A 13,775-nucleotide genomic window follows, 5' to 3' on the forward strand; every position below is an offset into this window, starting at 1 on the left:
CGATCCGAGCCCACTCCGCATCGCTCAACCACGTCAGAGCCTTCGCCATTCAAGCCTCCGCTCTCAAGCAGAAGCTTTGAATCAGTAACACAACCAAACCGCAACTCGATTGAGTTCAGACCCTAAGCGGGGCGCGAAGGGCCCTGAAGGCGTGGCTTGGCACCACCTGCTAGCGCTATATTTTATTGGGAATATCGATGGAAGGTCGTTGATGCCGCGCCCCATGGCGCCCCGGCGTCTCATCACGTGCGCTTGAGGCACCGGGTTCTTCACGAAAGTGCGCTTTGTCTCACGGCTCATTGTGGAGGAAGGTCCGCGCATCCAGTTGGGGCAACCGCCCCCGGAGACCGCGCTTCATGCTCCTGTTCGTGCTGGCCTATCTCGGCGGCGTGCTCACCATCGTCAGCCCCTGCATCCTGCCCGTGCTGCCTTTCGTCTTCGCCCGGGCGGGCCAGCCTTTCCTGCGCGGCACGCTGCCCATGCTGGTGGGCATGGCGGTGTCGTTCGCGGCCATCGCCTCGCTGGCGGCCGTCGGCGGCGGGTGGGCCGTGGAAGCCAATCTCTATGGCCGCTATGCGGCGCTGGTGCTCCTGGCCGTGTTCGGCCTCACGCTGCTTCTTCCCTCCCTCGCGGACCGGGTGATGCAGCCGCTGGTCGCCCTTGGGGGCCGCCTGTCGCAATCGGCGGAGGAGGGCGGCGGCACGAGGGCGGTCCTGCCCTCTTTGCTGCTAGGAGTTGCCACCGGCCTGCTGTGGGCGCCGTGCCGGGGCCCATCCTCGGCCTCATCCTCACAGGCGCGGCCCTGCAGGGCGCCAATGCGCAGACGACGCTGCTCCTCCTCGCCTATGCTGCCGGTGCCGCCACCTCCCTGGCGCTGGCGCTGCTCGCCGGCGGCAAGGTGTTCGCCGCCATGCGCCGCTCGCTCGGCGCCGGAGAGTGGATCCGCCGGGGTCTCGGGGCTGCCGTCCTGGTGGCGGTGGTGGCCATCTCGTTCGGCCTCGACACGGGATTTCTGGCGCGCCTGTCCTATGCGAGCACCGCCTCCCTGGAGGAGCGCCTGATGGGTGCGCTCCGCCTCTCCGCCACCGAGCAGCCACCGGCTCAGAACGCGGACAACAACGAGGCGCTGGCGCGCGATCTCGCCATGATGGCGAATCCGGCCATGATGGCGGCCGGCGGGGCCGCGCCGGCGGGCGAGGGCACGCTGCCCGTGGAAGGCATGATGCCCTCCCTCGCCGGCGCCACGGGCTGGCTGAACTCCCCGCCGCTGACGGCGGAAGGCTTGCGGGGCAAGGCGGTCCTCGTCGACTTCTGGACCTATTCCTGCATCAACTGCATCCGGGCGATCCCTTACGTCCGGGCCTGGGCGGAGAAGTACCAGGACAAGGGCCTCGTAGTGATCGGCGTGCACGCGCCCGAATTCGCCTTCGAGCGCAATATCGACAATGTGAAGAAGGCGGTGGCGGACCTGCAGATCACCTATCCGGTGGCCATCGACAACAGCTACGCCATCTGGCGCGCCTTCAACAATCGCTACTGGCCGGCGCATTATTTCATCGACGCTGAGGGGCGCATCCGCCACCACCATTTCGGCGAGGGCGAATACGACCAGTCGGAAAAGGTGATCCAGCAGCTTCTTGCAGAGGCTGGCGCGAAGGATGTCGGCGGCGGCCTCGTGTCCATCAGCGCCTCCGGTGCCGAGGCCGCTGCGGACATGAAGGACGTGCTCTCGCCGGAGACCTATGTGGGCTACGAGCGGGCGGACAATTTCGTCTCGCCGGGCGACGCTGTCCACGATGCTGCCCACACCTATCAGGCGGGGACACCGCGGCTCAACGAATGGGGCTTGTCGGGCGACTGGACCATCAGCCCGGAAAGCGCCGCGCTCGATGCCGCGGACGGCGCCATCACGTACCGCTTCCACGCCCGCGACCTGCATCTGGTGCTGGGGCCGGGGGCGGACGGCAAGCCGGTGCGGTTCCGCGTCACCATCGACGGCGCGGCACCCGGCACGGCCCATGGCTCGGATACGGACGCGGAGGGGCAGGGCGTCGTGACCGGCCAGCGGCTCTACCAGCTTATCCGCCAGAGCGGCACTATTGCCGACCACACGTTCGAGATCCGGTTCCTGGATCCCGGCGTCCAGGCTTTCGCATTCACCTTCGGCTGAAGAGGAGGGCGCCATGCCCCGACTGACCGCAACGCACATCGTCCGCCACGCGCGCCGCGCGCTCCTGGCGGTGGTCCTCGCTGGCCTTTCCGTGCCCGCCCTCGCGGCGGAGGAGGCCCGGGTGATCCCGGCGCCGGCGCAGGACGAGGCGCCGAGCGCCGCCCCGCGCGCGGTGGCCGTGTTCGCCGGCGGGTGCTTCTGGGGCGTGCAGGGCGTCTTCCAGCATGTGGAAGGGGTGACGAATGCCGTCTCCGGCTATGCGGGCGGCGAGAAGTCGACCGCGCAATACGACCGGGTGAGCTACGGCACCACCGGCCACGCAGAAGCGGTGCAGGTCACCTATGATCCGAAGAAGATCAGCTATGGCCGGCTGATGCAGATCTATTTCTCCGTCGCCCACGACCCGACCCAGCTCAACCGGCAGGGGCCGGACACGGGGACCCAGTATCGCTCCGCCATCTTCCCCCTGGATGCGGACCAGGCGCGCCTCGCCAAGGTCTATATCGCCCAGCTCAACCAGGCGAAGGTCTTCAACTCGGCCATCGTCACCAAGATCGAGCCCGACCGCACCTTCTATCCGGCGGAAGCCTACCACCAGGATTTCCTGACCACCCACCCGACCTATCCCTACATCGTCATCAACGACCTGCCGAAGGTCGAGAGCCTCAAGCAGCTGTTTCCGGATGTGTTCCGGGAAAAGCCTGCCCTCGTCTCCGCCGCGAACGCACAGAACTGAGCCGTGCGCAGCCGCCGCGAGGTGCTGCCCCGCGCCGCGGGATCTGCGGGCAGATGGTGACTTCCACACGTTATATGCAGGCGGCTATAAAGGCTTGAGGGTCGCCATCCCGGCGGCCCGACGGGAGGTCGACATGAAGCTCAGCGCGCGCAACCAGCTCAAGGGCACCATTGTGGACGTGGTCAAGGGTGCGACCACCTCGCATGTCCGCATCGATATCGGCGGAACCGTCATCACCTCCTCCATCACCAATGAGGCGGTGGAAGAGCTGAAGCTCGCCAAGGGACAGGCCGCGGTCGCCATCGTCAAGGCGTCCGACGTGATCGTCGGCATCGACTGAGCCATGGTCCGCGAAGACGAGATCCGCGCGGCGGAGCGCGCCATCGCATGGCCCGCGGCCACGGACGCGGGTCTCGTCTTCGTGGGCGTCATCCGCACGCCCTGGACCTCGCGCATGGACTGCCCGCGGCAGGGCCGGCACGACGGACCGCTCTGCCGCATCGAGGTGTTCGAGCCCTGGCGCGAGGCGTTGGAGGGCATCGGGCTCTATGAGCGGCTGGAGGTTCTGTACTGGCTGCACCGCTCCCGTCGCGACCTCGTGCTGCAGAGCCCGCGCGACGATGGCACGACGCGGGGCACCTTCTCCCTGCGCACGCCGGTGCGCCCCAATCCCATCGCCACATCCATCGTCCGCCTGGAGGGGATCGAGGGGACGACCCTATTGGTTCGTGGCATGGACTGCCTCGACGGCACGCCGCTTCTGGACCTGAAGCCGGACCGCACCCTCTTCACGCCCCTGGCTCCGCCGACGCCGGGCGACAGCCATGTGGGGGATGCTTGACATGGGGCTCCATCTGAGCCGCCGCCTCCTCACGGCCGGCTTCGCCGCGCTCCTGGCCTTGGTGGCACTGCCGGCCCTGGCCCGCACCGTCACGGATTCCGCCGGCCGGCAGGTGGAGATCCCGGACAAGGTCTCCCGCGTTTTCGCTGCGGGGCCGCCCGCCTCCGTCCTCGTCTATATGGTGGCGCCCGAAACCATGATCGGCTGGGTGCGCCCCCCGAGCGCGCAGGAGAAGCCCTTCCTCCTGCCCCAGGTGCGCGATCTGCCGGAGCTTGGCCGCCTGACGGGACGGGGCGACACGCTCAACCTGGAGCGCCTCATCGCTGCCAAGCCCGATCTCGTCATCGATTTTGGCACCATCAACGAGACCTACAAATCCCTGGCCGACCGCGTGCAGGCGCAGACCGGCATCCCCTATCTGCTCATCGACGGGCGCTTCGAGAACACGCCCGCCGCCCTGCGCCTGGTGGCCGGCATCCTCGGCGTGACCGCGCGTGGCGAGACACTGGCGCAGGCGGCGGAGGCGATCTTCGCGCAGGTGGACAGGACCCTGGCCTCGGTGCCCGCAGACAAGCGCCCGCGCGTTTATCTCGCCCGCGGCACGGAAGGGCTGGAGACCGGCTCGCGTGGCTCCATCAATACCGAGATCATCGAGCGCGCCGGCGCGGTGAACGTGGCGGAGGGCCTGCGCGAAAAGGGCGGCATCGTCACGGTCTCGCCGGAACAGGTGATCGCCTGGGCGCCCGACACCATCATCACCCTCGACCGCGCCTTCCGCGACAGCGTCGCGCAGAGGCCCGCCTGGGCGCCTGTCCCCGCGGTGGCACGCGGCCGCGTCTTCCTCGCGCCCAACCTGCCTTACGGCTTCATCGACGCGCCGCCTTCAGTGAACCGCCTCGTCGGCCTCTCCTGGCTGCTGCACACCTTTTATCCCGAGGTGGCATCCGGCGCGCTGAAGGATGAGGTGCGCGCCTTCTACAAGCTGTTCTACCAGGTCGATCTGTCCGACGCCGACCTCGACCGCCTGCTCTCCGGCGGGGGCGGCTGAGGGCGGTGCGCACCGCTTCCGTCATGGTGCTGCTCGGTGCGGCCCTGCTGGTGGCGGTGCTGGCCGCGGCCTCCGTGGGGCCCTATCGCATCCCGCCTGCGGACGTCATCGCTGCCCTCGCCCGGCGGCTCATGGGCGGGACGGCAGTGGGAACCGTGGACACGGTTCTCTTCCAGATTCGCCTGCCGCGCATCCTGGCGGCCCTGCTGGTGGGGGCGGCGCTGTCCGCGGCCGGGGCCGCCTATCAGAGCCTGTTCCGCAATCCGCTGGTCTCCCCGGACATCCTCGGCGTCTCCACCGGCGCCGGGCTCGGGGCGGTGGCGGGCATCCTTCTCGGCCTGCCGGTGGGCGCCATCCAGTTCCTCGGCTTCGGCGGCGGCCTCGCCACGGTGCTCGTCGTGATCCTCCTCGCGCGGTCGCTGAGGGGCGGAGGCGACGTCTTGGTCCTCGTGCTCGCGGGCATCGTGGTGGGGGCGCTGGCGGGGGCCGCCATCTCCCTCGTGAAGGTGCTGGCGGACCCTTATGACCAGCTTCCCGCCATCACCTTCTGGCTGCTGGGAAGCCTTGCCGGGACCAAGGTGAACGACGTCCTCGCCATCCTTCCCGTGGTGCTGGCAGGCCTTGTCCCGTTGGTGCTGCTGCGCTGGCGCATCGGCGTGCTGTCCCTTGGGGACGACGAGGCCCGGGCGCTGGGCGTGGAGGTGGTGCGGCTGCGCGCCATCGTCATCGCCGCTGCGACGCTCATCACCGCGAGCGTCGTCGCCATTTCCGGCGTTATCGGCTGGGTGGGGCTCATGATGCCGCACATGGCGCGCCTGCTGGTGGGGCCGCGTTTCGACCGGCTTCTGCCCGCCTCCATCCTTCTGGGCGCGGCCTTCATGGTGGCGGTGGACACGCTTGCCCGCACCGCCGCCCGGATCGAGATTCCCCTGGGTGTTCTCACCGCCGTCATCGGCGGGCCCATCTTCGTCTGGCTGCTGGCCCGCGGCCGGCGGCGGGCCGTGCCATGAGCACCCTCGCAGCGCAGGGCCTCGCCATCGGCTATGGCGGGCGTGGCATAGGCGAGGGCATTGACCTTGCCGTTCCGCCCGGCTCGATCACCTGCCTCCTCGGCCCCAACGGGGTGGGCAAGACCACGCTCTTCAAGACCCTGCTCGGCCTCCTGCCGCCCATCGCCGGGACGGTGATGCTCGATGGCGCGGATCTCTCCCACCTGTCCCGCGCCGAAGTGGCGCGCCGGATCGCCTATGTGCCTCAGGCCCAGGCCGGCGAATTCGCCTATACGGTGCTCGACCTCGTGGTCATGGGGCGCACCGCCCATCTCGGCGCCTTCGCCGCTCCGCGGGCCCGCGACGCGGAGATCGCCATGGCGGCCCTCGACGCGCTCGGCATTGCGTCTTTGGCGGAGCGGGATGCCATGCGCATCTCTGGCGGCCAGCGCCAGCTCGCCCTCATCGCCCGCGCCTTGGCCCAGCAGGCGGGCGTCATCATCATGGACGAGCCCACCGCCAGTCTCGATCTCGGCAACCGGGCCATGGTGCTGAAGACGATCCGGGGCTTGGCGCAGGAGGGGCTGGCCATTCTCGTCTCCACCCACGAGCCGGAGCACGCCTTCGCCATGGCGGACCAGGCCGCAATCCTGGACAGGCAAGCCCCATTTGCCTGCGGGCCGGTGGACACGATGCTGACCTCCGACCGCCTCAGCCGCCTCTACGGCCTGCCGCTGGTCGTGGAGCGGACGCCGTCCGGCCACCGGGTTGTCGTGGCGTAGGATCGAGCTCGGCATGGGCGCTTTGCACGCGTGCGTACGCCGCCTGGAAGAAAGCACCCGATCTAGCCGAAAGCGACCTCGCTGAATTGAGCATCCAGGCCTATGCGCGGCTTGCCATCGAGGACCCCTGAAGGGGAGGTTATGCGGCAGGCCCGCAGATGCGGTGTTCGAGCAGCGAGGGCGGCCGAGACGGCAAGCTTGTGAAGCCCGCCGAGCTCGGCCGCCCAGATCCGCCACTTACCAAGCTCGTCATTCCCGAACCGATGCACGGAAAATGGGTCGAGCCTGCATTCGATGGCGTGCGGGGAGGCGAAGAATCCGTGCCCGGTTGCCTTCAGCAAACTCTCCTTCAAGGTCCACAGGGCGAAAAAGCATTTGGCCCTTTCGGCGTCGTCCTTGATGGCGAGCAGGGCCTGAAGCTCGGCGCTTGTGCAGAATGTGGCGGCGGTGGCCGGCGTGGCCATCTCCGGGGCCATGAATTCGGCATCGACGCCGACCTCGCGCTGCTCGGCCACCGCAACCGCGGCCAAGCCCTCGGTGTGCGTCAGGTTGAACCTGATCCCGAAGCTTCCGTCCACCTCCGGCTTGCCGTGCGTGCCGCGCTGGAATCTCCAAGCAGAGGGCAGAATGTCCCGGCGCCTTTGGCTCAGGGCCAGCCGGCACAGGCCGTGGGCGATGATGAAATCGCGTCGGGCTCCGGCATGGCGCAGGCGATCGGCGCGGGACCGCTCAGTATCGTCGAGACACGCCGCGAACGCCGCTTCATCCGACAAGGTCAACGACGTGGTCGGAGCAACATAAAGGTCGATGCAGTCGCAATCATCCATCCCGTTTCCCGGCGCATGCGCGTGCCATCATGGCCTGCGCATCTAAAGCGTCATGGCGCCGGTGGCGAGCGCCCAGGCGGCTATAGCCGCAAGGACGAAGATCACACCCGCAAGCACGCGCTCCATTGGGGTGAAGATGCGCGCGCGCTGCTCGCGCCGCACCAGCACGAACAGCAAGGTGCCCGGCGCAAAGATCACGGAGGACAGGAGCAGGATCTTCACCCCGCCCGCATAGATCATGCCGACGGCGCAGATGGTGGCGAGCACGCCGCGGATCAGGTCTCCCCGCCGCGCCGAAGGCGCGTCCCCGTAGGTCTCCCCCCGCCATGCCAGAATGACGCCGAAGGCGCCGACGAAGACATAAGGGATGAGGGCGGTGACGCTCGTGAGCTCCACGAAGAAGCGGAATGCGGATTCCGCCAGGAGCGTCAGCAGCAGGAAGAATTGGGAGGAGATGGTGGTGAGCCATACCGCAGCGGAGGGCGCGCCGGCCTTGTTCTCACGCGCCAGGAAGGCGGGCATGGCTCCGTGCCTGGCGGCGGCGTAGAGCACCTCGGCGGCAAGCAGCGACCAGGCGAGGAACGCCCCGAGCACGGACACCAGCACGCCCACGCTCACGAAGATCGTGCCCGCTTCCCCGACGATGGCCGCAAGCACGCCGGCGACGGAGGGATTGTGGAGGGTGGCGAGTTCCGCCCGCGGCAGGATCCCGTAGGACAGGACCGTCACCAGCACGAACAGCGTGAGCACGCCGAGGAAGCCGAGCACCGTCGCCCGCCCCACATCCTCGCGCCGACGCGCCAGGCGCGAATAGACGCTGGCGCCCTCGATGCCGAGGAAGACGAAGACGACGATGAGCATGGTCCGGCGGACCTGCTCGTAGATGTCGCCCGCCGTGGCCCCTTCGCCGCCCAGGAAATTCACCGCGAACATGTCGCGGCGCACGGAAAACAGGACGATGACGAGGAATACGGCGAGGGGAAGCAGCTTGGCGACGGTGACGATGGTGTTGACCGCTGATGCTTCCTTCACCCCCCGCAGCAGCATGATGTGGAACGCCCACAGGATGATGGACGCGCCGATGAGCGCGGGCAGCGTGTTGCCGTTCCCGAAAGCCGGGAAGAACGCGCCCAGCGTGGACATGACGAGGATGAGGAAGGCGACATTGCCGAGGAAGGCGCTCGCCCAATAGCTGAGCGCTGCGATGAAGCCGATATAGTCGCCGAAACCGACGCGGGCATAGGCATAGATGCCCGCGTCGATGTCGGGCCGTCGGAGCGACAGGGTCTGGAACACGAAGGCCAGCATCAGCATGCCGATGCCGGCCACGGTCCAGGCGATGAGGGCGCCCAGGATGCCGGTGGATTCCCCGAAGGCCTCGGGCAGAGAGAAGATGCCGCCCCCCACCATCGAGCCCACCACGAGGCAGGACAAGGCGGCGAGGGAGAGCGTGCCCGTGCGCGTCCGGCCGGCCTCCGCCGTCGTTTCACGGGGCGCGGCTGTCTGCGTCTGTGTCATGCGCGGGGTGCCGATCGGCTAGGGGTGAAGGCCCGGCATGTCCTCAATGTCCCCCGACGAACGGCTGCGCCGGCGCGCCGACCCACCTCGTATGGGGCGGGATGGCCTCGCCCTTCATGACGATGGTGAGGACGCCGAGCTCGGCATAGTCGCCGATGCGCGTGTCATAGAGCACCGTCGTCAGGGCACCGATCGAGACGCCCTTGCCCACCTCGATGCGGCCGATCTTCATCACCCGGTCCTCGAAGAGGTGGGTCTGGAGATTGGAGGACGCATTCACCGAGGCATAGTCGCCGATGGTCACGCAATCGAACTCGGTGATGTCGGTGCTGTCGAGGAAGACGCCCTTCCCGATCTTGGAGCCGAAGAGACGCAGCGCCCAGGGCAGGAGGGGCGTGCCGCGGAAGGTATCCAGCAGGATTGCCCCCGCAGTGCCCCAATAGAGCGTCGTCATGGCCTCGGTGCGCAGCGCCCGCCAGGACCACAGGCCGTGATTGCCAGGCTTGTAGACGCCCATGAGCGCCCATTTCACCCCCAGCACCACTGTCGCCAGAACGAACGAGCAGGCGACGCAGGTGGCGAAGAAGGTGGGCAGGAAGTCCGCCCAGTCGTCGGCCGCCTCGAGCGCAGGGAACAGCACGTAGTCCGCGGCCACGGTGCCGACCATGATGAACATCATGGTGGGCATGGAGGCGGCGAACAGTTCGAACACCGCGCGCAGGAGCCGCCGCCAGAAGGGCGGGCGGAAGGTCTGGTTCACGTCGGCGCTGTCGAAGCGCTGGCGCACCGGCAGGCGGATGGGCGGGCTGCCGAAGCGCGTCTCGCCTGGCAGCATGCGCTCGTCGGACGGCGGCTTGGACTTGATGCCGATGAGCGCTCCGTCCGGGATGTCCGCGCCGGGCGGCAGCACGGAATCATTGCCGATGAACGCCTGCGAGCCGGTGCGCACCAGCTTTGTGGTCATCCAGCCCCGGCGCACATCCTCGTCGCCGAGCACCACCTCGTCGGCGACGAAGCACCGCTCGCCGATCTCGATGGTGTCGTAGCGGCCGGAAAAGTTGGTGGCGATCTCGGTGTCCTTGCCGATCTTCGCACCCATCAGCCGGTACCAGCTGCGCATATAGATGGTGGAGAAGAGCGAGCTGAGGCTCGACAGCATCACCTCCGCTGCGAGCGCCACCGTCCATTTGCGGATGTAGAAGGAGGAATAGACCGAGCACGTGCCCGCCGGCGCCCGGGGCAGGACGATCCAGCGGATGGCGACGATCAGCATGACCGTGCCGAAGATGAGGATCATGGCCGCCGGCCAGGCCAGGATCGGCAGATACCATTGGAAGCCGACCAACTGCTGGAACACGTCGTCATAGTGGTCGAACACGTAGAAGGCGGGGAAGAGCGGCAGCAGGCTGATGGCCGGCATGAGCAGCACCATGACGCCATAATAGAGGCACTGCAGCGCCTTCACGGCCTCGGAGGGCTCGGGTGCGTAATCGGGCCACTTGGACGGGTCCACGGTGCCGATCTTGCGGCCCGGCGAGCCGTCCCAATGCTCGAACGCGCCGACACGCGTGCCGGGGAGCACGGCGGTGAGGTCCGCGAGCTCCGCCCCTTCTTCGATGACGGTGTCATGGGCGATGGCGCACGAGGTGCCGACATAGGCGTCCTTGCCGATAACGACGCGGCCGATGATGAGCTCGTTCCCGATCACCTCGGCATTGCCGATGCTGACCTTGGCGCCGATGGTGACATCGTCGCCGATCTCCAGGAGATCGATGGCGCCGGCATGAAGGCCGTTGATGCTGGTGCGCTTGCCGACCTTGGCGCCGAGCAGCCGCATGGCGGCCGGCTCCAGGGGGGTCCCCTGCAGGAGGCCGATATGGGCGAAGGCCACCAGCTGCTTGGCGAGCCACCAACGGAAGAAATAGAAACCCCACAGCGGATAGCGCCCGGGCTTGGTCTTCCACAGGACGATGCGCTTGCCCAGGATGCCGACGCAGCTGATCAGCAAGGTGACGAGCATGTAGACGCCCATCAGCTCCAGTATTTCGTAATAATGGATCGACTCGTCGCTGGAGATCATCTCGTAGGTGACGTAGATGGTCAGCCACGGAGCGGTGAGCGCCAGGAGCAGGAATGGCACGCACACGGCCTGCGCGAGACCGCACAGCAAGCGGCGCATCACCGGCGGCGGCGTGAAGGAGAGGTCGAGCTGCTTGCGCGGCCCGCTGGCCCGCTCGCGCTCATCGAGCCGGGCGGCGATCGCCCGCAGCGACCTGTGGCTGTAGATGTCCTCCAGCGTGATGCTGGGCAGGGCCGGGTTCTCGCGCACCGCGGCGAGGAACGAGGCGGCCAGCAGCGAATGGCCGCCGAGATCGGCGAAGAAGTCCGCATCGAAGGGAATGGCCTGGCCGGGGAACAGCGGCTTTGCGGCTGCAAGCAGGGCCGCCTCCGTCTCGCTGAGCGGCTCTTCCTGCTCTTCGGCTTCCGCCGGCGCGCTCAGCGGCGCCACCTTCAGCGCCTTGCGATCCGCCTTGCCGGAGGTGAGCCGCGGCAGGACCGACATTTCCTCGAAATGCGAGGGGATCATGTAGGGCGGCAGCGTCTCCTTCAGGGCCGCGCGGATCTGCTGCCGGTCCACCGGGGCGCCGGCGACCGGCACGATGAAGGCAACCAGACGGTCGATGCCGTCGTCCCGGCGCAGCACCACGGTCGCCTGGGAAATGCCCGGCAAATCGGACAGGCGCGCCTCGATCTCGCCCAGCTCCATGCGGAAGCCGCGCAGCTTCACCTGGTCGTCGATGCGGCCGTGGAACAAGATCCGCCGGTCCTCGGTGAGGCTCACCGCGTCGCCGGATCGATAGAGGACCGGGTCGCCGGCCGCAGCGCCGAAGGGGTTGGCGATGAACTTCTCCGCGGTCAGCTCGGGCCGCTTGAGATAGCCGCGCGCGACGCCGGGGCCGCCGATCAGCAGCTCGCCCTCCACGCCCGGCCCGACCAGCTGCATCTGCTCGTCCACTACGTAGCAGGTGTAGTTGGGGATGGGCACGCCGATGGTCACGGGGCCGTCTATGGTGACCTCGTCCACGGTGGCGACGACGGTGGCTTCCGTCGGACCGTAGGAGTTGAAGACCGTGCGGCCGGGGCGGCACCAGCGCTGCTTCACCGAAGGCGGGCAGGCTTCGCCGCCAAGGACGATGATGCGCAGCGAGGGCACGTCCTGCGGCAACATGGCGAGCAGGGTCGGCACGGTGTCGATGACGCTCACGCCGGCCTCGGCCATTATGGCCGGAAGCTTCTCCACCTCGCCCAGCACGCGGGAGGAGGCGACAAACAGCGTCGCCCCCACGAGGTAGGGGATGAAGATCTCTTCCAGAGAGAGGTCGAACGCGACCGAGGCGCTCTGGAAGACCACGTCGTCGCCCGTCATGCCGTAGACCGCGTTGGTGGAGCGCAGGCAGTGGCAGATGTTGCGGTGCTCGATGACGATGCCCTTGGGCTTGCCCGTCGAGCCGGACGTGTAGATGGCATAAGCGGGGTCGGCCGGCGTCACGCCATCCGCGCGCAGGTCGAGGGGGGCGCCCGCAGCGCCTTCCGCCCCCAGATCGAGGCAAGAGATGGCGGTGGCCGGCAGTTGCCGGTCGAGCTTTGCGGCGGTGACCGCGTCGACGACGATCACCTGCGCCTCGCAGTCGCTGAGGCACTCGCCGATGCGCTCGGGCGGGGCATCCACGTCGAAGGGAATATAGGCCGCGCCGCTCTTCAGGATGCCGAGGAGACCCACGTGCAGGTCCAGGGAGCGCGACATCCAGAGGCCGACGAACTGCCCCGGCTTCACACCCCGCGCCCGCAGCCCCCGCGCGACGCCGTCGGCGCGCGCATCGAGCTCGGCATAGGTGATGCGCTCGCTGCCGAAGACTATGGCCGTGTGGTCCGGCGTCCGGCGCGCGGAGGCTGTGAAAATTTCAGGAAGCAACTCGTCCCTCAGCAGCGAGGGATCAGAGACGCCGAGCAGTGCAGAAGTACGGTCCGCAATCGTAGAAATATTCATGAAATTCAACGCCCCCGAGCAATCGCGCGAAGGCCGCGTTGTTTGTCCCCGATCACCGCGGCGGCAAACTACCGAGGTGTATTAGGATACCACAGCACGGCTTATCACAGCACCGCTATCACTGGACGCCATGAGTGTAAATCGCAATGGCTTCCCGCTGGGTCGGCGACGTGGGGTCGGGCGTGAATTCCGGGCCGTTCAGCCGTGGTCAAGAGGCTGATCTCTTGCCGGTTCAGCTTTCCAAGGTTGGTTCAGGGGCCGGGATGCGGCGATCTGAGGGCATCGTCTGGCGGCCGACCACTCTGTGCTCCGGTCGGCGGCTTCGCGCCGGGCATATCGTCGTGGCTGGGGGCGCAGCGAGGCGCTTTCCCGGCCACAGATGCCGCGCGCGGAAAACCACCAGGAATGCCTCGAAACCTATTGCTTGGCCGGCGGGGCGAAGGACTGATTGGTGAACGGGGAGGCCGTGGGGATCTGAATGACGATGAAGCCGCGACCCAGGCCCTGATGGCAGGCATTGCAGGCGGCAGTCAGGGATTTGAACCCTTCGGAGAACGCCGCGCCGTCCTTCTTCTCGATTGCCAGATCGATGGCGCGTATGGGCTCAGCCATGGCGGTCACGTTCGTGGCCGGTATGCCCGGATACAGGACTGCGGCGTCTTGCACATTCGCCTTGATCTGGCCGAGTTCGTAGTCCGCGAGTTCCCAGTTCTGAACATCGCCTGCGAACCATAGCTTCGAATGCTTGCGTTGCAGCGCGCCCATCAAGTCGGCGAGGGCCGGCAAGAAATGCTCCGAAGATGAAGAGCGTTTGGC

Annotated in this window: 10 protein-coding genes and 1 pseudogene; 7 read left to right on the forward strand and 4 right to left on the reverse strand. The window is 67.7% G+C overall.

Translation table 11 applies throughout. The features are described from left to right. Positions 1–356 precede the first annotated feature (356 nt). From ABLE91_RS28300 to ABLE91_RS28330, 7 genes and pseudogenes are all read left to right on the forward strand, one after another. Positions 357–2,170 (forward strand): annotated as a pseudogene (locus ABLE91_RS28300) (cytochrome c biogenesis protein DipZ). A gap of 13 nt (positions 2,171–2,183) precedes the next feature. Beyond that, positions 2,184–2,906 carry a peptide-methionine (S)-S-oxide reductase MsrA gene (gene msrA / locus ABLE91_RS28305; protein WP_348935901.1) on the forward strand — a complete coding sequence of 241 codons (723 nt, stop codon included), beginning with the start codon at positions 2,184–2,186 and terminating at the stop codon, positions 2,904–2,906. Positions 2,907–3,039: 133 nt separating this feature from the next. Then, on the forward strand, positions 3,040–3,246 hold the full coding sequence (locus tag ABLE91_RS28310) for a TOBE domain-containing protein (RefSeq protein ID WP_348935902.1): 207 nt from the start codon (positions 3,040–3,042) through the stop codon (positions 3,244–3,246). A gap of 3 nt (positions 3,247–3,249) precedes the next feature. Next, positions 3,250–3,747 (forward strand): tRNA (N6-threonylcarbamoyladenosine(37)-N6)-methyltransferase TrmO, encoded by a 498-nt coding sequence (gene tsaA / locus ABLE91_RS28315; RefSeq protein WP_348935903.1) that lies wholly within the window; start codon positions 3,250–3,252, stop codon positions 3,745–3,747. Position 3,748: 1 nt separating this feature from the next. After that, positions 3,749–4,795, forward strand: coding sequence for an iron ABC transporter substrate-binding protein (locus tag ABLE91_RS28320; protein ID WP_348935904.1), 1,047 nt, complete (start codon positions 3,749–3,751; stop codon positions 4,793–4,795). 23 nt (positions 4,796–4,818) lie between these two features. Then, a complete protein-coding gene (locus tag ABLE91_RS28325; RefSeq protein ID WP_348935905.1) occupies positions 4,819–5,805 on the forward strand; it encodes a FecCD family ABC transporter permease in 987 nt (328 codons plus the stop codon). Then, positions 5,802–6,566 carry an ABC transporter ATP-binding protein gene (locus tag ABLE91_RS28330; RefSeq protein ID WP_348935906.1) on the forward strand — a complete coding sequence of 255 codons (765 nt, stop codon included), beginning with the start codon at positions 5,802–5,804 and terminating at the stop codon, positions 6,564–6,566. Before ABLE91_RS28325 ends, ABLE91_RS28330 begins: the two co-directional genes overlap by 4 nt. Positions 6,567–6,628: 62 nt before the next feature. Here ABLE91_RS28330 and ABLE91_RS28335 read toward each other — a convergent pair whose 3' ends face one another. The 4 genes from ABLE91_RS28335 to ABLE91_RS28350 form a co-directional block, all read right to left on the reverse strand. Continuing rightward, complete coding sequence (locus ABLE91_RS28335) at positions 6,629–7,393, reverse strand: 4'-phosphopantetheinyl transferase family protein (protein WP_348935907.1); 765 nt, start codon at positions 7,391–7,393, stop codon at positions 6,629–6,631. A gap of 42 nt (positions 7,394–7,435) precedes the next feature. Next, positions 7,436–8,911 (reverse strand): basic amino acid/polyamine antiporter, encoded by a 1,476-nt coding sequence (locus tag ABLE91_RS28340; protein ID WP_348935908.1) that lies wholly within the window; start codon positions 8,909–8,911, stop codon positions 7,436–7,438. A 43-nt stretch (positions 8,912–8,954) separates the two neighbouring features. Beyond that, the gene (locus ABLE91_RS28345) at positions 8,955–12,884 is read right to left on the reverse strand and encodes a Pls/PosA family non-ribosomal peptide synthetase (RefSeq protein ID WP_348935909.1); all 3,930 of its coding nucleotides are present in this window, start codon (positions 12,882–12,884) and stop codon (positions 8,955–8,957) included. A gap of 492 nt (positions 12,885–13,376) precedes the next feature. Next, positions 13,377–13,745 carry a hypothetical protein gene (locus tag ABLE91_RS28350; RefSeq protein WP_348935910.1) on the reverse strand — a complete coding sequence of 123 codons (369 nt, stop codon included), beginning with the start codon at positions 13,743–13,745 and terminating at the stop codon, positions 13,377–13,379. Positions 13,746–13,775: the final 30 nt, after the last annotated feature.

The sequence above is a fragment of the Aquabacter albus genome, from assembly GCF_040049275.1.
Lineage (GTDB): Bacteria > Pseudomonadota > Alphaproteobacteria > Rhizobiales > Xanthobacteraceae > Aquabacter.

Coding starts and splice junctions, on each gene's coding strand:
- msrA (WP_348935901.1), top strand. CDS start 2,184: ATGCCCCGACTGACCGCAACGCACATCGTCCGCCACGCGCGCCGCGCG.
- ABLE91_RS28310 (WP_348935902.1), top strand. CDS start 3,040: ATGAAGCTCAGCGCGCGCAACCAGCTCAAGGGCACCATTGTGGACGTG.
- tsaA (WP_348935903.1), top strand. CDS start 3,250: ATGGTCCGCGAAGACGAGATCCGCGCGGCGGAGCGCGCCATCGCATGG.
- ABLE91_RS28320 (WP_348935904.1), top strand. CDS start 3,749: ATGGGGCTCCATCTGAGCCGCCGCCTCCTCACGGCCGGCTTCGCCGCG.
- ABLE91_RS28325 (WP_348935905.1), top strand. CDS start 4,819: ATGGTGCTGCTCGGTGCGGCCCTGCTGGTGGCGGTGCTGGCCGCGGCC.
- ABLE91_RS28330 (WP_348935906.1), top strand. CDS start 5,802: ATGAGCACCCTCGCAGCGCAGGGCCTCGCCATCGGCTATGGCGGGCGT.
- ABLE91_RS28335 (WP_348935907.1), bottom strand. CDS start 7,393: ATGGATGATTGCGACTGCATCGACCTTTATGTTGCTCCGACCACGTCG.
- ABLE91_RS28340 (WP_348935908.1), bottom strand. CDS start 8,911: ATGACACAGACGCAGACAGCCGCGCCCCGTGAAACGACGGCGGAGGCC.